General features: G+C 52.8%; 15 protein-coding genes. 6 read left to right on the top strand and 9 right to left on the bottom strand.

From position 1 onward, the window contains the following. Window positions 1–16 precede the first annotated feature (16 nt). The 5 genes from J0A68_RS06265 to J0A68_RS06285 form a co-directional block, all read right to left on the bottom strand. A complete protein-coding gene (locus tag J0A68_RS06265; protein ID WP_206577334.1) occupies window positions 17–373 on the bottom strand; it encodes a helix-turn-helix transcriptional regulator in 357 nt (118 codons plus the stop codon). Between the two features lie 477 nt (window positions 374–850). After that, window positions 851–1,285 carry a hypothetical protein gene (locus tag J0A68_RS06270; protein WP_206577335.1) on the bottom strand — a complete coding sequence of 145 codons (435 nt, stop codon included), beginning with the start codon at window positions 1,283–1,285 and terminating at the stop codon, window positions 851–853. A 68-nt stretch (window positions 1,286–1,353) separates the two neighbouring features. Next, window positions 1,354–2,535: a class I SAM-dependent rRNA methyltransferase gene (locus J0A68_RS06275; RefSeq protein WP_206577336.1), complete on the bottom strand. Its 1,182-nt coding sequence runs from the start codon at window positions 2,533–2,535 to the stop codon at window positions 1,354–1,356. Further along, a complete protein-coding gene (locus J0A68_RS06280) occupies window positions 2,522–3,919 on the bottom strand; it encodes a high affinity choline transporter 1 (RefSeq protein WP_206577337.1) in 1,398 nt (465 codons plus the stop codon). The genes J0A68_RS06275 and J0A68_RS06280 overlap by 14 nt, the downstream gene beginning before the upstream one ends. Window positions 3,920–3,931: 12 nt before the next feature. Continuing rightward, window positions 3,932–5,551 carry an ABC-F family ATP-binding cassette domain-containing protein gene (locus J0A68_RS06285; protein WP_206577338.1) on the bottom strand — a complete coding sequence of 540 codons (1,620 nt, stop codon included), beginning with the start codon at window positions 5,549–5,551 and terminating at the stop codon, window positions 3,932–3,934. A 616-nt stretch (window positions 5,552–6,167) separates the two neighbouring features. On the opposite strand from J0A68_RS06285, the gene J0A68_RS06290 reads away from it, so the two are divergent. Beyond that, window positions 6,168–8,018 (top strand): FAD-dependent oxidoreductase, encoded by a 1,851-nt coding sequence (locus J0A68_RS06290; protein ID WP_206577339.1) that lies wholly within the window; start codon window positions 6,168–6,170, stop codon window positions 8,016–8,018. 252 nt (window positions 8,019–8,270) lie between these two features. Here J0A68_RS06290 and J0A68_RS06295 read toward each other — a convergent pair whose 3' ends face one another. Both J0A68_RS06295 and J0A68_RS06300 read right to left on the bottom strand, forming a co-directional pair. Beyond that, complete coding sequence (locus tag J0A68_RS06295) at window positions 8,271–9,320, bottom strand: vWA domain-containing protein (RefSeq protein ID WP_206577340.1); 1,050 nt, start codon at window positions 9,318–9,320, stop codon at window positions 8,271–8,273. Window positions 9,321–9,863: 543 nt separating this feature from the next. Then, on the bottom strand, window positions 9,864–11,156 hold the full coding sequence (locus tag J0A68_RS06300) for a prolyl oligopeptidase family serine peptidase (RefSeq protein ID WP_206577341.1): 1,293 nt from the start codon (window positions 11,154–11,156) through the stop codon (window positions 9,864–9,866). Between the two features lie 442 nt (window positions 11,157–11,598). Between J0A68_RS06300 and J0A68_RS06305 the strand changes: the two genes are divergently transcribed. Continuing rightward, a complete protein-coding gene (locus J0A68_RS06305) occupies window positions 11,599–14,739 on the top strand; it encodes a PKD domain-containing protein (protein WP_206577342.1) in 3,141 nt (1,046 codons plus the stop codon). A gap of 30 nt (window positions 14,740–14,769) precedes the next feature. Here J0A68_RS06305 and J0A68_RS06310 read toward each other — a convergent pair whose 3' ends face one another. Then, window positions 14,770–16,704, bottom strand: a complete 1,935-nt coding sequence (locus J0A68_RS06310) for a sulfatase-like hydrolase/transferase (RefSeq protein ID WP_206577343.1) — start codon at window positions 16,702–16,704, stop codon at window positions 14,770–14,772. A gap of 149 nt (window positions 16,705–16,853) precedes the next feature. Between J0A68_RS06310 and J0A68_RS06315 the strand changes: the two genes are divergently transcribed. The 4 genes from J0A68_RS06315 (at window position 16,854) to J0A68_RS06330 (ending at window position 20,262) form a co-directional block, all read left to right on the top strand. Next, window positions 16,854–17,396, top strand: coding sequence for a class I SAM-dependent methyltransferase (locus J0A68_RS06315; RefSeq protein ID WP_206577344.1), 543 nt, complete (start codon window positions 16,854–16,856; stop codon window positions 17,394–17,396). A gap of 10 nt (window positions 17,397–17,406) precedes the next feature. Then, window positions 17,407–17,649, top strand: a complete 243-nt coding sequence (locus J0A68_RS06320; RefSeq protein WP_206577345.1) for a DUF3253 domain-containing protein — start codon at window positions 17,407–17,409, stop codon at window positions 17,647–17,649. Between the two features lie 31 nt (window positions 17,650–17,680). Then, a complete protein-coding gene (gene msrA / locus J0A68_RS06325; protein WP_206577346.1) occupies window positions 17,681–18,259 on the top strand; it encodes a peptide-methionine (S)-S-oxide reductase MsrA in 579 nt (192 codons plus the stop codon). 335 nt (window positions 18,260–18,594) lie between these two features. Continuing rightward, window positions 18,595–20,262, top strand: coding sequence for a DUF6909 family protein (locus J0A68_RS06330; RefSeq protein WP_206577347.1), 1,668 nt, complete (start codon window positions 18,595–18,597; stop codon window positions 20,260–20,262). Between the two features lie 49 nt (window positions 20,263–20,311). Here the strand turns inward: J0A68_RS06330 and J0A68_RS06335 are convergent, their stop codons facing one another. After that, window positions 20,312–21,958 carry an OprO/OprP family phosphate-selective porin gene (locus J0A68_RS06335; protein ID WP_206577348.1) on the bottom strand — a complete coding sequence of 549 codons (1,647 nt, stop codon included), beginning with the start codon at window positions 21,956–21,958 and terminating at the stop codon, window positions 20,312–20,314. Window positions 21,959–22,181 lie beyond the last annotated feature (223 nt).

The following is a 22,181-nucleotide window of genomic DNA, read 5'->3' on the forward strand; positions in this document are numbered from 1 at the left end:
CAATCTATGTTGTCTTTTACTCCTCTCGGAGCTTTGTATTTCTATATTCGGTTGGCAGCACGCCGGTTTCCTTTTGAAAAACACTTGCGAAAGTGGGCTGGGAGTCAAAGCCAGACTTGCTGGCAAGCTTTCCAAGGGAGACATTTTCCAATACGCCCTGCTCAATCTGCTTTTTGGCGAAATCCACTCTGTACATGTCCAGCAGCTCGCCAAAGGAATGGCCATACAGCTGTCGAATCAGCTCCTCCGCCTTGGAGTACTCTATATCCAGTTTATTGGCCAGCTGATCCAGGGAAAAATCCCGGCTCAGGTAGAGGCTGTCTTTTCCGAAGGCTTCATTGAGTCCCTCGACTAGTTTCGCTTGATCTTTCATCGCTCTTGAGTTTGGTTCGCGGGAGTGGTTGGACACTCCACCGCTCGGGTAGCCAAGCGCGGATGTTGGAGTCGGCCCCTGAGGTTTGCCAGGATGGTGATGCCCAGGTCGAGTAGTGATACCATACCCAGGACGATAGTGAGGCTCAAAAGCAGGCTTGACATTTCCATTTTTTCAGTGGTTTAGAATACTGTTTGGCAATAACTCCCTCCAATCCGATGCGAAAATTCTTTTTCGAATTCCCTTAGCAACACGGCAAAACTAGTGGTACTGTTACCGAATAGTCCTAGACCTGTCTTGGTTTGTAAATAAACTGCGGAGGTGTAAACCAAAGAAAATCAGTCGATTTGGTTTTTGTTGACGGGAATTTCTTCCTCGGAGAGCGTATTGAAAACTGCGGCGATGCCCGGACTGTTTAGCCCTGTAAATGAAAAAATCCGGCTTTTGGCCGGATTTGAAGTGTTGTTTTTGCAAGGCTCAATTGAGCCAGTTGGCCCAAGGAATGCGGCTCAGGATGAGTACCAGGCCGACAGCGTACATCATGTAGATGCTTCGGAACTTTGCCCTGGAGCTGCCGAGTTTTTTGGCGCGGCTGTAGCCGATGGTGATCAGGACGATCGCCACGATGTTGATCAGGGGATGCTCCACGGCAGTCAGTCGCGCAGCCGGATCAGACATGGCTCCGCCGCCTTGCAGGAGGGAGAATCCCAGGGGGCTGACGAAATAAAGGATCAAGCCTACCAGCAGCTGGATGTGGGAAAGGATAAAGGCGATCAGGGCGATTTTTCTGTCCTTCTCGGTGAATTCCCTGCCGGAAAGTGCTCCGATCAGCGCATAGATGATCACGACGATCAAGGCGAGCAGCGCCAGATAGGCGACTCCCGAGTGGAGATGTTGGATTCCTGTGTACATGAGTTTGAGTTTATGGGGTTGAAAATAGCAGAATTGCCGGTGAAAATGCGTCTCGCACGCGCCGAATCCTAGTCTACGTAGAGCACGAGGCCCTTGAGGTATTCAGTCTCAGGGTGAAAGATGTTCACCGGATGGTCGGCAGGCTGGCTGAGCTGATGGAGGATTTTGACCCTTCGCCCGCTCTCCATGGCTGCCGCGGTGATCGTGTGTGCAAAAAGGCTCTTGTCCACCACCTGCGAGCAGGAGAAGGTAAAGAGAATTCCTCCCGGCTTGATCTTGCGAAAAGCCTCGGCGTTTAGGCGCTTGTAGGCCTGCACGGCGTTGTGACGGGCTTTGATGTTTTTGGCGAAAGCCGGGGGATCTAGCACGATCAGGTCAAAGTCATCGCCGATCTCGCGGATGTACTTTACCACATCGGCCACGATGGATTCGTGCTTTCCGGCAAAGCCGGGATTCAACGCGACATTTTGCTCGGTGAGCTCGATGGCCTTGGCCGAGATGTCCACGGAGTGAACCTCAGAAGCTCCTTCATTCAGTGCCAAGACCGAAAATCCGCCCGAATAGCAAAAGGTGTTCAGCACTTTCTTTCCCTTGGAATAGGCCGAAACCAGCTTTCGGTTTTCCCGCTGGTCGATGAAAAAGCCGGTCTTTTGGCCTTTTTCCCAATCGATCTTGTAGGTCGCGCCATATTCTTTGACCAGGTCGGTTTCGGCATTGCCCCAAACCCAGTCGTTGGATTCGATGCCCAGGTTTTTGGGAAGGGTCTCGGCACTCTTGTCGTACACGCCTTTCAGCTTTTCTCCCAACACCGCACGCATCGCCTCGGTGATCTGCGCCACGTGGCGATGCATTCCGATTTGATGCGCTTGGATCACGGCGGTGCCGTTGTAGTAGTCGATGATCAGTCCCGGCAGCAAGTCGCCTTCCCCATGGACCAGGCGAAAAACGTTGGTTTCTGGATTGTCGGTGAGTCCCAGGCTTTTTCTCAAAGCATAAGCAGCAGCCATTCTCTCCTCCCAAAAAGCCGCATCGATCTCCCGCTCTTCGAAGGAAATGATCCGCACCATGATGGAGCCCTGGGCGAAATGGCCGATGCCGAGAAAATCGTTTTTGGAAGAGTAAACGGAGACCAGGTCGCCGTTTTCTATGCCAGGCTCGGCCTTGGCGATGGCTCCGGAAAACACCCAGTGGTGGCGACGGAGCAGGGAGACTTCTTTTCCTTTTTGTAATACTAGTCTAGGATAGTTCATCAGGGCTGTGGGTTGGGTCGGGGAAGAGCAGGCTTCCCAAGATCATCGCAAAGATACTCGCCAGGAGTCCTAAAACATGCGAATCTATCGCGAATTCGACGCTGTCGCAGATCAGGTAGGTGGCCATGCCGATGACCATGGAGGCGATTGCTCCGAGTTTGGAGGCTTTTTTCCAATACAATCCCGCCGTGAGCGGGGCAAAAAGCGAAACGAGGAGCAGGATGGAAGCGCCGGCCACCAGCTCGTAGATGTTGGAATCGCGGGTAGCCATGTAGGTGGAAAGTGCGGCGACCAGCAGCACATTGCAGCGAAGTAGCCAGAGCAAGTGCCTGTCAGTGAGTTTGTTTTTGAAAAGGGGCTTGACGAGGTTTTCGGAGATCAACGCGGCCGGGGCGAGGAGGCCGGAGCTCGCTGTGCTCATCACCGCGGAGATCAGCGCGCCAAAGAAGATGATCTGAACCGGCGGTCCTCCGTGTGCCAAAACCATGGATGGGAGGAGCATCTGCTTGTTTTCCAGATAAAGCTCGGGATAGAGCGTTTTTGCGCCCAGCGCGATGAAAAGCGGCAAAAGCCCGAAGGTCAGGTAAAATCCGCCCGCGAGATAGGTGGAGCGAACGGCCACTTTTTCCGACTTGGAGGACATCACCCGCTGGTAGATATCCTGGCTGGGAATGCTTCCCAAGCCGAGAATAATCCAGGCGCCGAAGTAATTGGTCCAGCTAGTCAGGCCTCCCTCGGGAATAAAGCGAAAGGTCTCTGTCGGGGCTTCGCTGAGGATTTTTCCCACGCCGCCTGCTTCCTGGGCGATCATTACACTGACTGCAAGAAGCCCAATCACGATCATGGCGGTTTGGATAAAGTCCGTGATAGACACCGCCCACATTCCTCCCATGAATGTATAAATCACGACGATCCCCGCTGAGAGAAAGATCCCTTCGCTGAGCGAAAGTCCGGTCACCGTCCCGAAGATGAGGCTCAGAGCGACCAATTGTGCGGCGACATAGCCGAAGAAAACCGGCACCATGAACACGGTGGCGAAGAACTCCACGCGCTTTCCGAAGGCCTGCTTAAACACATCCCCGATGGTCAGCACGCCCATGCGGTACATGGGGCGGAGATAGAACATTCCAAAAAGGATCAAACACAAGGCTCCTCCAAAGGGATCCTCGATCACGCCGATGAGACCTTCCTCCAAAAAAACAGAAGAGGCTCCGAAAATCGTTTCGGAGCCAAACCAGGTTGCAAAGAGCGCGGATGCGGAAAGGAAGAGCGGCAGGGAGCGTCCCGCCAACACGAAATCATTGGAGCTTTTTACCAGCCGGGAGGCCCAGGCTCCGATGGCGATGGTGATCGCCAGATAGCAGATGATCGCGGTCAGCAGCACAGGCTCGCGCGCTTAGCCTTTGGCGTACATTTTTTCACGAAGTGCCTTGATCTCCTCGCTGGCCAGGTAGTCTTCGTAAGGCATGCGTCGGTCTATCGTCCCGTTGGGGGTAAACTCGATGATGCGGTTGGCGGAAGACTGCACGAAGGCGTGGTCATAGGAGCTCATCAGCACGGTGCCGCCGAATTCGATGATGGCGTTGTTGAAGGCCGTGATGGATTCCAAGTCCAGGTGGTTGGTCGGCTCGTCCATCACCAGCAGATTGGGGTTTTGCAGCATCATGCGGGAGATCATGCAGCGCACTTTTTCACCCCCGGAGAGAACGGTACACTTCTTAAAAGTCTCCTCGCCGGTGAAGAGCATTCGGCCCAAGAAGGTTCTCACGTAGGCTTCCTCTTGGTTGCTGGAGTATTGGCGCAGCCAGTCGATCAGGTTGAGATCGGTCTGGAAGTACTTGGAGTTGTCGTTGGGCAAGTAGGCCTTGTTGATGGTCACGCCCCACTTGAAGGAACCCTTGGTCGCCGGGATCTCCTCCATGATGGTTTGGAAAAACTTGTTGACCGCCTGCTTGGTCTTGGAGATAAAGGCAATCTTGTCGCCCTTGTCCACCATCAGGTTCACGTCGGTGAAGTAGGTCACGCCATCATCCTTCAGCTCGAGCTGCTCGGTCATGAAGATCTGGTCACCGGCTTCGCGCTCAGGCTTGAAGATGATGCCAGGATACTTCCTGGAAGATGGCTCGATCTCGTCGATGTTGAGTTTTTCGATCATCTTCTTACGAGCGGTCGCCTGCTTGGACTTGGCCACGTTGGCGGAGAAGCGGTCGATGAAAGACTGGAGTTCCTTGCGCTTGTCTTCGGCCTTCTTGTTGGCGTCGGAGCGCTGCTTGAGGGCAAGCTGGGAGGACTCGTACCAGAAGGTATAGTTACCGGAGAAGATCTTGATCTTGCCAAAGTCTATATCCACCACGTGCGTAGAGACGACGTCGAGGAAGTGACGGTCGTGGGAGACGACGATCACGATGTTTTTGAAGTCCAATAGGAAGTTTTCCAGCCACTCGATGGTGTCGGCATCGAGGTCGTTGGTAGGTTCGTCAAGGATGAGGATGTCCGGGTTGCCAAAAAGGGCCTGCGCGAGCAATACCCGCACTTTTTGGTTACCGGCCAGCTGGTTCATGGTCTGGTAGTGCAGGTCTTCGGTGATGCCCAGGCCGGAGAGGAGGGAAGCGGCGTCTGACTCGGCATTCCAGCCATCCATCTCAGCAAATTCCGCTTCCAGCTCGGAAGCACGGATGCCGTCCGCCTCGCTGAAGTCTTCCTTCATATACAGCGCGTCCTTCTCTGACATGATCGCGAAGAGCTTCTTGTGGCCCATGAGGACGGTTTTGAGGACTTCGACTTCGTCAAAGGCAAAGTGGTTTTGGCTCAGGACGGCCATGCGCTGGCCGGGGGTGATGTTGACCGAGCCGCTGGTGGAGTCGATTTCCCCGGCGAGAATCTTCAAAAAAGTGGATTTTCCCGCTCCATTGGCACCGATCACCCCGTAGCAGTTGCCTTGGGTAAATTTCAGGCTGACATCTTCAAAAAGGGTTCGCTTGCCAAACTTGAGGGATAAATTATCTACTGAGATCATGAATAGTTCTTGGTTTTAGGAGGCGCAAAGATAGGAAATAATATTTGGTGACTTTCTCCAAACTTATTGACGGACGAGGTAAATCTGTTTTGATTTGGCCATGAATTAGGTCAAGCCGACGCTTGCCCACGCGCAAAGGAATCTCTTGTCGCATTTTTTTTTTGGGCCAATCCAACGTGTTTCAGGCAATTCTTTTTCTTTGTTTTTTTTTTTTTTTGATAAAAAAGAACGAATCCCGATGGCCATCGGGACAAGACGCAGCAAAGCTCCAGCCGCACGAGGCCGAACGCCGGCCCGCTGCTGCGTCTGCCCACCGCGCCTATCCGACTGGGAGCTATTACTAGGTGAAGGGATTCGAACGTTTAATCCAAAGTTGAAAGTATTGGGTTTGGGCTATGGATTTAAGAGACAGGGTTGAGTGCAACAGAGTTTGCGTGACTATTACTTCCAGTACTTTCTTTTTTCGCAGATTTCTTTGGTGATTTCCTAGTCCTGCATTTTGTGGGAATGGAAATAGCCGCTCTCAGTCCTATCCCGAACCTTGGCATAAAAATATGCCTTGATCCAAGTCTTTGGACTATTTTTACCAATAACCCGATTCCAACCCAAAAGCATCATGCCCAAAAAACTTCTCCTTCTCATTCTTATGGCCTTTTCCTTAAGCGTATCCGCGCAGGAGAAATTTGACCTGATCATCGTCGGCGGAGGAGCCAGTGGCACGGCGGCCGGCATTTCGGCTGCAAGAATGGGGATCAAAACCATCATCATTGAGCCTGGCACGTGGCTGGGAGGAATGCTGACCTCGGCGGGCGTGTCGGCAATAGACGGAAACCATCGCTTGCCTTCAGGGATTTGGGGAGAGTTTAGATCCCAGCTGATCTCGCACTACGGTTCTCAGGAAGCGCTGTCCACCGGCTGGGTTTCCCATACGCTTTTCGAACCGAAAGTAGGGAATGACATCCTTCAAGACCTAGTCCGAAAAGAGCGGCATTTGCAGGTTTCCTTCGAAAGTGAGTGGAAAAATGCCAGCTACACGAATGGAGTCTGGAAAGTGGGCTATGTCAAGAACGGGGCTGAGCACCATTTGGAAGCGCCCATCCTGATCGATGCCACCGAGCTGGGGGATGTCGCCGCGTCCTTGGGCATGCCCTACCGATTGGGGATGGATGCGAGGGATGAGATCGCTGAGGAGTATGCTCCCGAGCAGGCCAACGACATCGTGCAGGACTTGACCTATGTGGTGACATTGGCCGATTTTGGGCAGGACAGCGACCGCACGATCCCCGAGCCGGCAGGCTATGATCCTGCCGAGTTTGCCTGTGCCTGCGCCCATGCAGACCCGATTTCTGACGATGATCCCACGCTGGATTGCGACAAGATGATCAGCTATGGCAGGTTGCCCAATGGGAAATACATGATCAACTGGCCCAACTGCGGTAATGACCACTATGTGAATCTGGTCAATCTAAACCCAGAGGAAAGGGCCGTGGAAATCGAAAAAGCCAAGCAGACCAGCCTTCGGTTTGTGTATTACATCCAACATGAGTTGGGTTATAAAAACCTGGGGATTGCCGAGGGAGAATATCCTACGCCGGACGGCTTGCCTATGATTCCCTACCACCGAGAATCCAGGAGATTTTTGGGGAAAGTGGACTTTACCCTGCCTTTCGTCAGGACTCCCTACGAGGCTGCCACACCGCTCTATCGCACGGGCGTAGCGGTGGGAGACTATACCATAGACCATCACCACAAGAAAAATCCCGAAGCTCCAGCCATCGATTTTATCAAAATCCGTGTGCCATCCTATACCATTCCCCTGGGAGCCTTGGTGCCAAAAGACCAGCCAGGCTTGATCCTCGCGGAAAAAAGCATCTCGGTGTCCAACATCGTCAACGGAGCCACGCGGCTTCAACCGGTGGTGTTGGGAATCGGGCATGCGGCTGGAGCGCTGGCGGCTGTTTCCATCAAAAACGGAAAGTCCCTGGACCAGATTTCGATTCGGGAGGTGCAGCAGGCGCTGTTGGATCAGCAGGGGTATATCATGCCCTTTTTGGACATGAATCCTACGGATCGCCATTTTCAGGCGATGCAACGAATTGGAGCCACTGGAATATTGAAGGGGGAGGGAGTGCCGTATCTATGGGCAAACCAAACCTGGTTTTACCCGGAAGTGGAAGTAACCGAATACGAGCTGGTATCAGGCCTTAAAAGCTACTATTCCCAATTGGACGGATTTTGGGGAGCATCTGGGGATTACCTGAGCTTGGATAGGCTTGCCGTGTTTTTGAAGATGATAGACCCAAGCCTGACTATGGAAAGCTTGGAAAAGAGCTGGATCCAATCGGATTTGGCCGGAGACTTCAAAGCCGAGCGGAAGCTGAGCCGAAGGGAAGTTTCTGTCTTGTTGGATCAGGTACTGAATCCCTTTGCAATTCCAGTGGATTGGGAGGGGAATATTAAAAGGTGAGCACTTGGAAGGAGGTAGCTCTTTGTTAAAACCATTGAAATGGTTTTCGTCAAACGTGCCGCCGTCCATAGCCCCCGGCTTAAGCCGGGGGCTATGGAGTCGCTGCCGACCGGGCAATGGCTTTAGCCATTTGTGATTACATCATACTACATATTTCGACAAGACAGGAAGGCTTATTGCTCCCGATGGCTTACTGCGTCTAAACAATCGTTAGGCGACTCCCAGCCGAAAACGCCTTTATCGGTAGTTTTTTTAATTCACATGATCCAAATCAATCAGGAATCGATAAGGCTTCGATCCATTAAAAGGGCCATTGTTAGTGTCATAGATTAAATCATATACAGCTCCTACCGAATTTGAAAAAGATGTAAATACCAGATTCAGTTCGGTAATTGAAGCTGGTTTGGAGAATTTGCCTCCAATCGATAAGTCATTTAATGCTTGACTGTTAACTTCATCTGCGTTTCCAATGAAGCCAACGGTATAGCTTCTGATCGATGATTGTTTTAAAGCATTTATAACAACTTGTCTATCGTCGTTATTTGGATCAAATTGAAAATTATTAGCCCCATCTGTGAATGTGATCAACCCTTGGCCTCTTGAATTGGAATTGTTCAGTATTTCGATTCCTTTGAGCATAGCTTCGTACAATGCCGTCTCATTTTTGTTTTCAAGTTGATATGAGCCACCGCCAAGTTTACTATCTGAATAGGTTTGTTGCTGCGCTATGAACTGACTCAATTCAAACTCATTTGATGATAGAGCATGAGCCAAATTACCTCTTGAAAACTTGACAATTGCAACCTTCGCATTTGGATTGTTTTTAAAAATCTGGTTAAGAACCTGTCTGGCACTATTTTTTACATCGTCTAAATTATCTCCAAGAGAAGAACTGACGTCTAGGACAAGAACAAGACTCAAACTTTTAGAAGGTTCATAGTCTAAAAAATTTTCACTATCAACTTGCCATCGGTTTTCCTCAAATTTTTCACTAACAATCTTGTTTACTTCGAAGACATTTTCACCTTCTAAAAAAGTAACTCCAGAAAATACAAAATTATATCTTGACCCTACTGGATTTAGAGTGACTTGATTCTCTATTTGTATTGGTCCATCTGTTTTGGTTTCATTTAGGATTAAAGCTTGCGTATTGCCATTATTAGTAAAATCAGCGTATAGGATTGCATCATAATTTGGGCAATCTGCACAATCATCACATTCTTGCCCAATAAATCCAAGGAAGCAGTCACAGCCGTAAAGTGCAACTGCCAAAAAAAGAATTGACAAGTTTTTTGCTTTCATGATAGGTGTTTTTTAATTTATAACTAATTATATATTTTTATTTTAAAATTAAATACAGTTGGCATCAACAATTGAAATAATATTGCAGCAATTATATTTTTACGACTTGTGCGTTATTACCAAATTAGACTTAATGGAATAGGTGATTTTGTTTTTTTAAGAAAAGTGGTATCCAAAACAGGAAAAACAGATTTTTCAATACAAATTAAAGATTGCGAAACTTCCACTAGGGATTTCGGTAAGTTGACAGTTTTCTTTCTGGGAACTTTGGCTAATAAAGGAAATTTATTGAAATGAAAAATACCCTGTACTGGGTATTTTTCATGAGTTGGATCGAAATCCTCTTTCGATAAAATCTATACAAAGAAATGTAGCTGGCACGCTCCCACTGGGAGTAATTTGCGACGATTCCCAAATATCCCTTCCATTTTTCTAATTGGCTACTTTTCTATGCTTCTGTCAATTAGCGAATATCAAATTCAAAGGGATAACTAGGCATTTTGCTCCCGATGAACATCGAAGATTACGCCTAGCCAGTTACGGTTACTTCCTCTTCTTCTGCCCAGCCATCCACTCCATAATGGTTACTGGTCTGCCTTCCAGCATGACGGGTGAGCCATCCAGGTCTTTTCTGGCTACGTTGGCATGGGAGTAGATCCAAGACCAGTGGCCTGGGTAGCGGAAGTCGTCCCCGCCATAGAATCCGGTGATGTCCGTGACGTTGTCGTAATAGGAGAAGTGGACGTTTTTGGCTCCGGCTTTTTTCAGCCGGTCGAACAGGGGAACCACCGTCTCGTCCGGCTTGGTCGTCATGTCGTCCTTGGAGTGGACAAACCACATCGGCACGTTTTTGATTTTCTGCACCATCGCATCGGTGACAAACTCATTGTTGTACGCCAAAGCGCTGATATAGCCCGCGGCAAAGTAGTCAGGATGCTCCAGGATCAGCTTCAAGGACATGTAGCCACCGTTGGAGCAGCCACCCACGTAGATCCGGGTAGGGTCTATGTTTGGGTTTTTGGCTACGAAATCCTGAAACAGGGCAAATAATGCCTCATTGTAAATGTCATTGGTCTGTCCACGGGTCATGCCCTCGGCGGCCTGCATCCAGAAGGTCGGAGCCTGTGGCACCAGCACGTAGGCGCCCTGTCCGAAGAGTGTCTGAATCTCGGGGGACGCATAGTTGAAGGACTTGTTGCCCAAGAGTGGGATCGTCGGATCATCGCCTCCCTCGCCGCCTCCATGCAGCCAGATGATCAGCGGGGCTTTGGCGGTCAATCCTTTCGGCGTAAATGCCGCATAGGGCAGGGTGACATTCCCATGGGTGAATTTTCCGGTCAGGTCAAAGTCGTCCACGATAGGCAGGATTCGCCCGGCTTCCTCATTCCAGATCTTGCCGGACTTGGTATCCATCACGGTCACGGCATAGTCTATCCACACGTTTCCGCCCCGGTTGCCCATGCGGAGGTACTGGATAGGCGAACCGATGGGAGCGACGGGACTGACCGCCAAGACCAAGGTAGCGTGGTTCCCTTCGGCAACTCGATTTCCCTTTTCATCAGAAATGTAGGAATAGACCACCGTTCTCTTTCCGGAAGTCTGGGCAGCTGGGATCTCCCCGTCCTGGGAGCTTCTGTTTACAAAAACCTCAAAGTCTGCGGCGCTGATTTCCTTTGTGGGCTGGTCGAGGTTTAGGATGATTTTGTTCACCGCTGGGCCCCAGTCAAAGCCCTCGATGATCAGCTTGTAAGAGCCTGCGGGCGGGTTGTTTTCGTTTGAAATCGCGAGGAGCGGGATCAGAAAGACGATCCAGAGGAAGTATAGGCTTTTTTTCATCAGGTTTTTGGGTTTGAAATGGTTGATGCTTGGCACTAGCCGCAGATGCACAGAGAGATCCGCGCATCAGTGGGACTTAATTAAGTCATTTTTGGCCAACAAGGCACTGGTTATTTGTGAAACGGTACCCAAAAAATGTTTTGCGGGATATGAAGTCAGGGCGACGGTGCGATTGTCTTGGAAATGCCGCCGCAGGAAGCTTGGCCGTCCGATTTTGCTTTGGTAGGCCTTTCTGAACGAAGAGTCGAGAGCGAAATCCTTTGGCCCGAGGCTGAAGAAAAGACCGAAGTGGTGAAATAGCGCAAATCCGGAACTTTGCCCACCTAGTCTAAGCCGCCTACCCAAAAATCCCACCGGGCTGATTTCGCCATTTAACATCTTTTTCGGAAGAATATTTTCCGCTCTTCGCTATATTGAAATCCTTATTTTCCGTCACCCAACCATGACTAAAAAGCTACTGAGGCTGTTTTTTTTGATTCTTTTTTTGGGCCAAAGCTTGACCGCCAGCGCACAGATCTCCACCGTGGGCAAGGAGTTTTGGGTGGGTTTCATGGAAAACAACCGGGTGATCGGCGGAGGACAGGGAGGGGGCGCTCCGGATTTTGCCGTTTTGGTCGTCACCGCCAACGAGACCACCACCGGAGCCATCGAGTACCTGGGGCAGTCCCTGCCTTTTTCCCTCAATGCCGGGCAGCAGTTTGCGGTACGGGTTCCTTCCCAGGATCTGGACCTGCTCCACCGCAGTTCGGGAGTCGTCGAAAATAAGGGGATCCACATCACCGCGACGGGCAATATTGCCGTCCATGCCTTCAACGAGCGGGTGAGAAGTGCCGACGGCACTGTGGTGCTGCCTGTAGGCGCCCTCGGCAGGGACTATTACATCACCTCGCACTTTGAGGTGCTGACGGCCCCGATCACCTACGACGGCAACGTCAACAACGAAAGCCTGCTCCTGGTCGTGGCTACAGAGGACAATACGGAGATAGAAATCACCACCAGCGTCAACACGCTCAGCGGCAACCAGGCCGATGTGCCGTCCATGATCACGCTGGATCGCGGACAAAGCTACCAGATCAAGGCCAGGGGAGACCTCACCGGGTCAAGGGTACGCGTGGTCGGCGCCAATGCCGATGAATGCAAGAAAATCGCCGTCTTCGGAGGCAATAAGTGGACTTCCGTGGGCAACTGCGGCGAGGCAAACGACCACCTTTTCCAACAGGCCTATCCCGTGAACACTTGGGGAACCAGCTTTGTGCACGTGGGACTTTTAGGACGATCCTCGGGGGAAATGGTCAAAGTGCTGGCCTCGGAGGACAACACGGAGGTATTTGTGAACGGAACCTCCCGGGGGAGTGTGGATCGCGGTAAGTTTTTGACCCTGGACTTTGCCGCCAACCAGTCCGGCAAGATCGATACTTCCAAGCCGGCTTCGGTTTCCGTTTTTTCAAAGAGCATGGCCTGCAACGACCCCACTGCTCCCGGCGCTTCCACGGGAGACCCCTTTATCATCACCTATAGCCCCAGCGAGCAGTTTCTGACCACCTTGACCTTCAATGCTATCGACCTGCCCTCCATCGTCAACCATTATGTGAATGTGGTGGTGAAGACGGGCACGCAAAACGGGACTTTTCTGGACGGACAAAACATCGGCGGCAGTTTTTCCGCCTTGCCCGGCGACGCCGACTTCCAGTTTGCGAGGATCAACATCTCCCGTGGTGTCCACAATCTGCAAAACGCAGACGGCTTTGCCGCCTATTCCTATGGTTTTGGGGAGCTGGAGTCCTATGGCTATGCCGCCGGAGCGGCTTTAGACAACCTGAATTTTGAGGCGGAAGTAGATTATGACTTTGAGGTGGAAGGGGAAAAAGTGGCCTGCCTCAATCAGGAAGGCCTCTGGGCACTCAGCTCGACCAATCCCGATTTTAGCTACTTTGTCTGGGATTTTGGGGATGATACGCCGACGCAGACCGGGCAGGAGGTGTCCCACACTTTTGCGGAGCCGGGGCTCTATGAAGTGAAAGTCCTGGCAGCGCTGAGTCCCAATTCCTGCGAGCAGCAGGAGGAGGTGACTTTCGAAGTCGAAGTGATCGAAACGGAGGCCATTCTGGAGGGAGAACTCTCCGTGTGTCCGGAAGTCGAGCAGGTGATGTATCGGGCCCGCGGATTCGTGAACGTGGCCAAAAAGGAGTTTGAGGTTGAGGGAGGCTTGATCGTGCAGGACTATGGAGACTCCGTTTTGGTCAATTGGGGCCCGGCGAATCCCGATGCCAAGATCCGGCTGATTCCCTATTCGGAAAACGGATGTCCGGGCACGCCGATAGAGCTGGCCGTGACCGTGAACGAGCGCATAGTCGTGGGGCCGGCCACAGGAGAGCTGGAAGTGTGCTTTGATCCCTCATCCACCCATCGCTATGCCGCACCGGTGACCGTGGACGGCAGGGGCTATGACTGGGTGGTGACCGGCGGACAGGTCGTCTCCGGTCAAGGCTCCAGCGAGATTGAGGTGAGTTGGGATCAGCCTGGTGTCACCGGGGTGGTCGAGTACACGGCCTACAGCCTCTTGGACAACCAGTGCGAGGGAAAGGCCGACGCGATCCAAGTCCAGGTGGCGGATGAGTTTGTCGTCAGCACGCAAGCCATGGTAAATCTCCTGTGCGCGGGTGACAATCAGGGCAGCATTGGCTTGGAGGTCAGGGGAGGAGTGCCCCCTTACCGCTTTGAGTGGTCGCATGATCCGTCTCTGGATGCTCCCAATGCCTCTGGACTTGTCGCGGGCAGTTATTCGGTGAGGGTCACCGACCAGCTGGGCTGCGTGCAGCTGAGCGAAAATATGGTCTTGACTGAGCCTGAGCCACTTTCCATCCAGTCGGTAGCTCCGGAGGGAGTCTCTTGCTATGGCAAGGCTGACGGCACCTTGGAATTGGCGGTGATAGGGGGAGTGGGGCCTTATACGTTCGAGTATGAGGGGACAAAAACATTCGATGGACAGCTGGCGATGGCTGATATGGCTTCGGGAGTCTATGCCTGGGAAGTCAGGGACGCCAATGGCTGCATCCTTCCGGTCAGCTTCGAGATCACCTCGCCTGCTCCCTTGGCCGTTGAGGTACGGCTGCAGAAGGCCGCCTGTCCCGGCGGCTCCAACGGAGAGCTGTTTGTGGTGCCTAGCGGAGGGGTTTCACCTTTTGTGTTTATTTGGAAAGATCCCCGACTCAGTGGAGAGCTGGTGACCGGACTTGCCGCGGGCAGCTACGAACTGGAAATGCAGGATGCCAGTGGCTGTATCGGCATAGGTCTGGGAGTCGTGAGCGAAGCCGCGCCAGAAGTGAGGATGCCGACCGGATTTGACCCGAGACAGAGCCCGGGAGTGTATCAAGGCGTCTCCTCCTGTGACACGGACTTTCAGCTGTGGATATACAACCGCTGGGGACAGCTCATCTACTCGGGCATCGAGGGATGGGATGGTACAGTAAACGGACAGGAGGCCAGCGCAGGTACCTACACTTATATTGCGCGGTATGAATATCAGCTGGCCGGTGTCGCCCAAGCCAGCGAATTCCGGGGAGGATTTACGCTGATTCGCTAGCCTACTGGGACTTCCAAAGGCAGTGCGGTGTCAGTTACCGGGAGGCAAAAGCTTTCCCGTCTGCACCATGTAGCTGTTTTTGTTTTTGAATTCCTCAAACTCCCCATTCAGTCGGTTGAATGCAGGGGTGTCCTCCACCGGGTCGATGTTCAGACCATCTGAAACCACAAACACCTGTCCGTCGGAGAGGAAATACTCGCCGTGGATGTACTCCATGAGCTGGTTTTTGTTTCGCATGAGCGGCATGGCGATGAGGGACTGGAAGGTTCTCGCCGTATCCAGCACCTGCCCCTGCCAGATCACCTCTTTGGGCAGGGTGACGAAATTCTGCTTCTCGAGCAAGGCGAGCAGAGAAGGGGTGATTTCATAGTGGCTGCTCACGCCTTTGAAGTATTCCCCCTGCTTGAGTCTTGGGGAATAGATGAGCAGGGGCACGTGGAAGCGGTCCAGTCGGGAAGACATGGGGATCTCCGGCAGACGGTGGTCCCCGGTGATCACAAAGATGGTATTCTCATACTCCGGACGCTTTTTGTACTCTTCAAAAAACAGCCTGACCGCATCATCCGCATAGAGAATGGTCATGTAGATGTCGTCATAGGCCATGTATTCCTGCACCTTTTCCGCACTTAGGCCCAGAGTCGTATGGAGATGATCCCGCAGCTTCTGCTCATAGACGGGGCGCTCGGGCACCAGGTAGGGATCGTGGGAGGTCAGTGTCTGAAAGATCCTCACTTCGGGACCGCTGACCTCCTCAGGTAGCGTCTCCAGCGCGTAGCGAAACAAATCCTTGTCCGTATAGCCCCAGGAGAAACCACTGTTGGAAGGAGCTTTTTGGTAAGTCGTGGGAAACATGCGTTCCTCCACGATCTGCTCCATTCCCTGGTATTTCAGAAAGGGCGCTTCGTTGTCAAAGTTGGCGTCGCTGCCTAGGTAAAACCGGTTTTTGTAGCCGTTTTCCCGGAGCACGCTCAGGAGTGAGTTGTGGGGAGGAAAATCGGGGGAAAGCTCCAAGAAGCCCTTTTCCCCAAAAGGAAGCCCGCCAAATACCCCCGGCAGCAGGCCAAAGGTCCGGCCGGTGGAAGACAGCGCGTTGGTCCAGACCAGACTGTGCTGCTCCAGGGAATCCAGAAAAGGGGTGAAGCTTCCCAGGTAGGCGTCCTTGCCAGAATAGGCTTTGCCAAAGCTCTCCATAAAGAGAAACACCAGGTGTGGCGCCTCTGGCAGGCTGTCGAAAAAGGGGCTCAGGACATCCGGATAGTTGTTGGTATGGAGAAATGGGTATTCGTCGTTGAGGTACTCTTTGGCGACGAGCAGGTCGTCATCTGCCGCCCGGAGGTAGAAGTCAAAGTAGAATTCCCCCCCATACATCAAGTGGTCAAAGGTCTCTTCGGCAAGAAAACGGGACTTGTTCAGTTCGATGTTTTGCTTGGTCAAATTGGTCTCCTGCTTTTTTTCCTCCGGCCAAAAGGCAATGACCAAGAGGATCGTCAAGTGGGCTCCGGTCATCAGAAGGAGGGTTTTCAGCCCGACGTTTAAAACCCGTATGCCCAGGTAGAGGAGGCCGAAGACCAGCAGGGCAAAGAGAATGGCGATCGAAATGCTCGTGGCATTCAGCTGCCCCGAAGCCGTCACGGTCCGCTCCAAGTCGGCAAAGCTGTAGGCAAAGAGGTCTTTGCCCAGCGGAACCAAAGTCGTCAGAAAGTAAAAAACCAGACCGAGATGGATGAGGATAAACAGGGTGAAGGTCAGCTGCAGCAGGATCCGGGCGACCTTGGTGGAGAGCAGGCTGACAAAGACGTGCAGGATCAGCAGCAAGCCCAAGAAGTATAGGATCCAGCCCAAGTCGTGAAAAAGGCTAAAACTGACCACTTCCCATGGGGAAAAATCCAGGGTGTGTGTCTTGAAAACCAGCATCGTCTCCACGACTCGGAGGAGGATCATCAAGACTATAAAAACCAGAGACATACCCCAGAAATTGCGAAAGGTAGTCTGTACATGAAGCGGTAAAGTAGAGCGGATTTCAGCCTTTTGGGCCATAAAGAGCGTTCAAGTTTTTGGAGAGAGGCCGAAAATATAAGCCAAAATCGGGTATCTTCAACGGACATCATCATATTATGGGCAAATCAGATTTGTTGTTGGAGCTCTATTCCAATCTGAGTACGACGGGGGCTTTGGCCTTCAGTTCGCGTGCTTTGGTAAACAAGATGCTTTCTTACACCCATATAGAGCAGGCCGATCTCATCCTTGAGTTGGGCGGCGGGGACGGAAGCATCACCCAGGGGATTATCGAGAGACTTTCACCCCAGGGAGAGCTGCTGGTCTTTGAGATCAACAGTTCCTTTTGCGAGTCGATGAGGCGGCAGTTTCCGCAGGAAAACGTCCGAATCATCTGCGACTCGGCGGAAAACATGGACAAGTACCTAGGCGGAAGATCCGCGGACTACATCATCTCTTCCCTCCCTTTTGTCATCTTGCCCAAGGAGGTGACGGATGAGATCCTGTCCAAAAGCAGGGATTCGCTTGCCCCCAAGGGCAAGATGGTCATCATGACCTATTCTTTCCACCTGAAGAGGCTTTTCAAGAAGTTCTTTTCCCACCTGGAAACCAAATTCACTTTCCGAAACCTCCCTCCGGCATTTGTGATGATCTGCCACTAAGAGCCTACACATGGAAGTACTCCGCACGGCGATATTCGACTTTTGCAGAAGGAGCAGAGGCAAGGCCTTTTGCCCCACAGAAGTAGTGCGCCACATGTACCCGGAGGACTGGGAGCAGTTTGTCGGGGATATCCTCAGCGAGGCCATGCAGATGGAGCGGGAAAACCTGATCGCCCTCAGCCAGACCAAGGCCGGCGATGGGGAAAGCAGTCCCGACGGCATTTTGATCCTGGGACTCCACAAACCAAAATAGGCTGCCGCTTGTTAGCCCTAAAAAACATGATATGAGCATTGAGAAAAATCTGCCACTGAGCCCCCTGGAGGTGCCGGTGGGATTGGAGTTGATCACGCTGGGAGCGGGCTGCTTCTGGTGTACGGAGGCGGTATTTCAGAGGTTGGAAGGAGTGGAGCGCGTGGTCTCCGGCTATGCCGGCGGGATCGTGGAAGCTCCCAGCTACAAGCAAATCTGTACCGGCACTACCGGCCATGCCGAAGTGATCAACGTCTATTTTGACCCGAAGAAAACCAGCCTGGAAAGCCTCTTGGAGGTGTTTTGGGCGACCCATGACCCTACCACGCTAAACCGCCAGGGAGGGGATGTGGGCCCGCAGTACCGCTCGGCGATTTTTTTCCATTCCGGGGAGCAGCAGGCCATCGCCACGCGCATGAAGGAAGAGCTGGACGCCGCCCACGTTTTCGACGATCCCATCGTCACGGAGATCACGGCCTTTACCAACTTTTATCCCGCCGAGGACTACCACCAGGAATATTTCAACCTAAACGGCATGCAGCCCTATTGCCAGTTTGTGATCCGTCCCAAGGTGGACAAGCTGAAGAAGTACTTTGCCGAAAGGCTGAAGTAGCTTTTGGAGATCATCTAAGACTGAATATCCGACATCTTGCCAGTTCGCGAATTTGCTTCTTCAGTCGGGAAGGGAGACCCCGCCAAGGCGGGCAGGCGATGACGGATGCCTCGGTGTACGCTACCCCCTTAGCTCCAGTGCTCGGCACAGGCGGTCGAAGTAGGGCAAAGCCTAAAGAATCAGCGTTCTTTCGGATCGCCACGGCTGCATACTGGCATAAAGGCGGATAGCCACTATTTTACGACTTTCACCTGGTGGACAGATACTTGAAACTTGGGCCGCCAACTTTCGCCCAAAAACCCTATTTTTAGGGAATTTAACCCCTTTTTACCCGTATGAAACGAACCAGAGCACAGGAATCCCGCGGAGCTATCGAGCGACTGTATATCACCATGCGCCACCTGTTTAACCGAGGAAACTACAAGCCCATGGGCATTTCCGGAGAGGGTCTGGTCAGCGCGCTGATGACCTTGAGCCCGGAGATCTACGGCTCCGTGACCGATCCCGAGCGCCTGGAACTGGACGGTCTCCTCTACGTGATGGAGCGCTTGCCACAGGGCATAGAGGAGTGCCGCTACGTCCGACTGGTCAGCAGGGAGGGCTTTGAAACTTCCCATCTGAAGCCGCTGGTGCCCTCCAAGCGCAAGCGCAACTGCTACCGGCTAGACGAGCAGATCATGTATGTGGAGATGACGCGGGGGCGCTCCGATATCTACGATATCCTGACCCACCTGACTTTTCTCTACATCGAGTCTCGCAAAATCCTCAGAAACAGCACCGACTCCAAGGGAAGGATCTCTTCCAACTGGACCATGCTGGAGGAGTTTGCTAAAAAAGAACTGGCCGGGGAGGAGTTTGACAAGGAGACGGCCAGCGCCTACCTCAGCCATATCATCGGGAGGACTTTTGAGGAGACCATGGTGGCGGTGGACAAGTTTTCCAGAAGCTCCAATTCCAACAGTCTGGTCTCAATCGTCTATCACCTGGGCAAGTTGGCCCTGGACGAAGCCAACCACGGTTTGGATCGCGAGATCAGTTTCTCAGCTACCCTGCGGGAGCGGGTGGGACACCATGTGTACGGAGAGCTCTGGGCAAATCGGATCAAGGAAACCCTCATGGGGCTGGACCTGCTCAAGCGGCCGATCCACATCATCTCAGCCAACCTCCACTCTGTCGTCAACACCATCTACGGGCATCAGGCCCTGGGACTGAAGTCCTTTGAGGAAATCGAGTCTGTGGCGATGGACATCTCCGTGAAAGGCAAAAACAACAAAGGCAAAGCGATCTGGGACTACGCGCTCAAGCACGGCTTCATCAACCTGCCCGACGAATCTGGCACCAACATCGGAGCCCAGCTCATCGATACGGCCTGGCTGGAAAAATCAACGCTGATCCCCGGTATCGAGCTGCCCAAAGAGAAGGAAAAAAGGCCTGTCTTCGTCGTGATGGACTACGCTTTTGGAGAGCAGGCCTATGAATGCTTTGACGAGCTGCTAAAGCCCTATACGGTTGAAAACAAGAAAATCCCCCTCAATGTGGTCTCCACCTCCATCATGGGCAAAGCAGGCATTCTCCACGGGGGCAAGGGCGACCTGATGGTGCCGCACTCCCACGTTTTTGAAGGTACCGCCGACAATTACCCGTTTAAGAATGAGCTGAAAAAAGCCGATTTCGAAGGCTATGGCCTCGGGGTTTACGACGGGTCGATGATCACCGTACTTGGGACTTCCCTCCAAAACCGCGACATACTGACCTATTTCATGGAGTCCTCCTGGAACGCCGTAGGGCTGGAAATGGAAGGCGCGCACTACCAAAAAGCCATCCAGTCCGCTTCCAAGATCCGAGGCAGCATCCGCTCCAGCGTGAAGGTGCTCTACGCCTACTACGCCTCGGACAATCCCCTGGAGACGGGCAGCACTCTGGCGTCCGGAGCGCTGGGCATGGAGGGAGTAAGACCTACCTATCTGATCACCTACAAGATTTTGGAGGCGCTGTTTAAGTAGGAAGCGCACAGGCAGGATCTTCCCAAGACGAGGGGCGCCTGCAAAGCCATCAGTCCAGAATCAACATCAGGCGCAGGTTCATGCCGGAGCTTTTTCCCACGATGTCATCCCTGTCCAGGGAAATGAAGCGGTAGTTCCAGCCAAGCTGGGCGCGGGGAGAGGGCCACCAGGTAAGGCCTGCTGAGGTGGTGCGCATTTTTCCGCCCTGGATTTCGGCGTTGTTCAGATCCAGCAGGGAATAGCGAAAGGCCAGCTCCAAGGCACCAAATCCTCCCTGTCCGACTGGTTTGGACACGGGCAGGGGATCGAAAATGCCGCTCCGCTTTCTGTAGGGGCGCATCTCGCCGGTGACGGCCCAGGTGCCACCCAGGTTAAATCCATAGAGGTCAGGGTTGCCGAGATCCGGTGCCGAGACGCTGTTGGTGATGTACTCGCCTCCTACCAGCAGGGGCCCCTTTCGCCAGTAGAGCTCAAAATCATTGGTAAAAAAGTGTCCGGCCTGCATCTCAGGAGTCCTCACGAAGACCGGTGAGAGGTAAAACTCCGATTCCGTTTTGGCCACCACCGGCTGCTTTGCATCGGAGTAGCGAATACCCAGTCCCATGTGGAGGAGATTGCTCTGATCCTCGGTGACTAAGGGGACGCCGGTAATCCGCCCAGTGAGCTGCATGGGCGTATCCCGGAAGGTGGTGTCGCCTTCCAAGTTTTTAAAAACGCCAACGGCCCAGGTTCCGCGACCCTTGAGGTACATGCTGTTCAACACCGCGCCCCAGTTTCGGGCCGGAAGAAAGGCGTCTTCCGCGGCCTGCCGCTCCTGCATGGGCAAAAAGACCAGGGTGGTGAGACGGCTCAGGGAGATGGGTTCTTTTTGCTTGCCCACACTCAGCGTGACTCCGGAGGGCAGGGGGATGTCCACCCTCAGGTCGTAGAGTGTCAGTCGGTTGCCACTCTCGGTATAGTCTCTGTCGAAGGTATTGTTGGTGATGAAAACGGTGTAAACCCAAGGCCGCTTGAAATTGAAGGTGCCGATCAGGCCAAAGCGAATCGCGCGGATTTCACCCAGAGAGCTTTCCGACAGCTTGCCTACCTGGCTGTGGCTGTTTTGGTTTTGCGACAGCCAAACCATCCTATCTAGAGCGATGATGCCGTTGAAAAGCCCGGAGATATACTTGGTTTCAAATCGATTCCATTTGCGGGAAGAGTAATAGTTGAAGGGAACCGCCATGGGCGGGGGATTGTAGGCCGTCCATGCAAAGCGTCTGCCCTGTTCCTTTTCCTCTTCCGGCTCCAGGCTTACCTCGTCTAGGGCATTGTTGACGATGGCGCCGTCCTCCATGGCGAAGATCACGTAGTCCTTGGTGTTGAGAAAAATATCGAAATTTTCCCTGGGGTTTTCTTTGAGCACGACAAAGCTCGGAGGCTCGCCGATGATCACCCTACCCATCAGAAATCCGCCCTTGCCGTCGTAGACTTTGGCTCCCGGGGCAGCCTTGATATCGTCACGGGTGACGAGCTCCAGCTTGCCGTCGAGGATGATCAGGCTGATTTTCAGATTGGCAGTGTCCTCCTGGCTGAGCAGGTGGACATTGCGGATGAGGACGCTGTCGGCATGTTCCGCGGACGACACATTCGTCTGGGCGCGGAGCGGGGTGGATAGCAGGATCAGGGATAGGATCCCGAGTAGGAGCAGCTGCATTTTTTTTCCGAAAAGCGCCAGCACCCCAGTGCCGCGTGAAGGGCTTTGATAGGAAGCGTTCCCTAGACCTGACGGAAAAATCGGAGGAAAGGTGAATAGATCAGGCAAGACAAGGGGATTTAGGAGCCATGGAACTATTAGGTCTTTCAAAATAGAAAAAAAACCGCTTACTCTTCGATGCGGGAGATCCGGTTTGCTTAGGTTTTTTCGGTTTGTATTTCGG

It is taken from the genome of Algoriphagus oliviformis (assembly GCF_017254915.1).
In the GTDB taxonomy this organism is placed as follows: Bacteria; Bacteroidota; Bacteroidia; order Cytophagales; family Cyclobacteriaceae; genus Algoriphagus; species Algoriphagus oliviformis.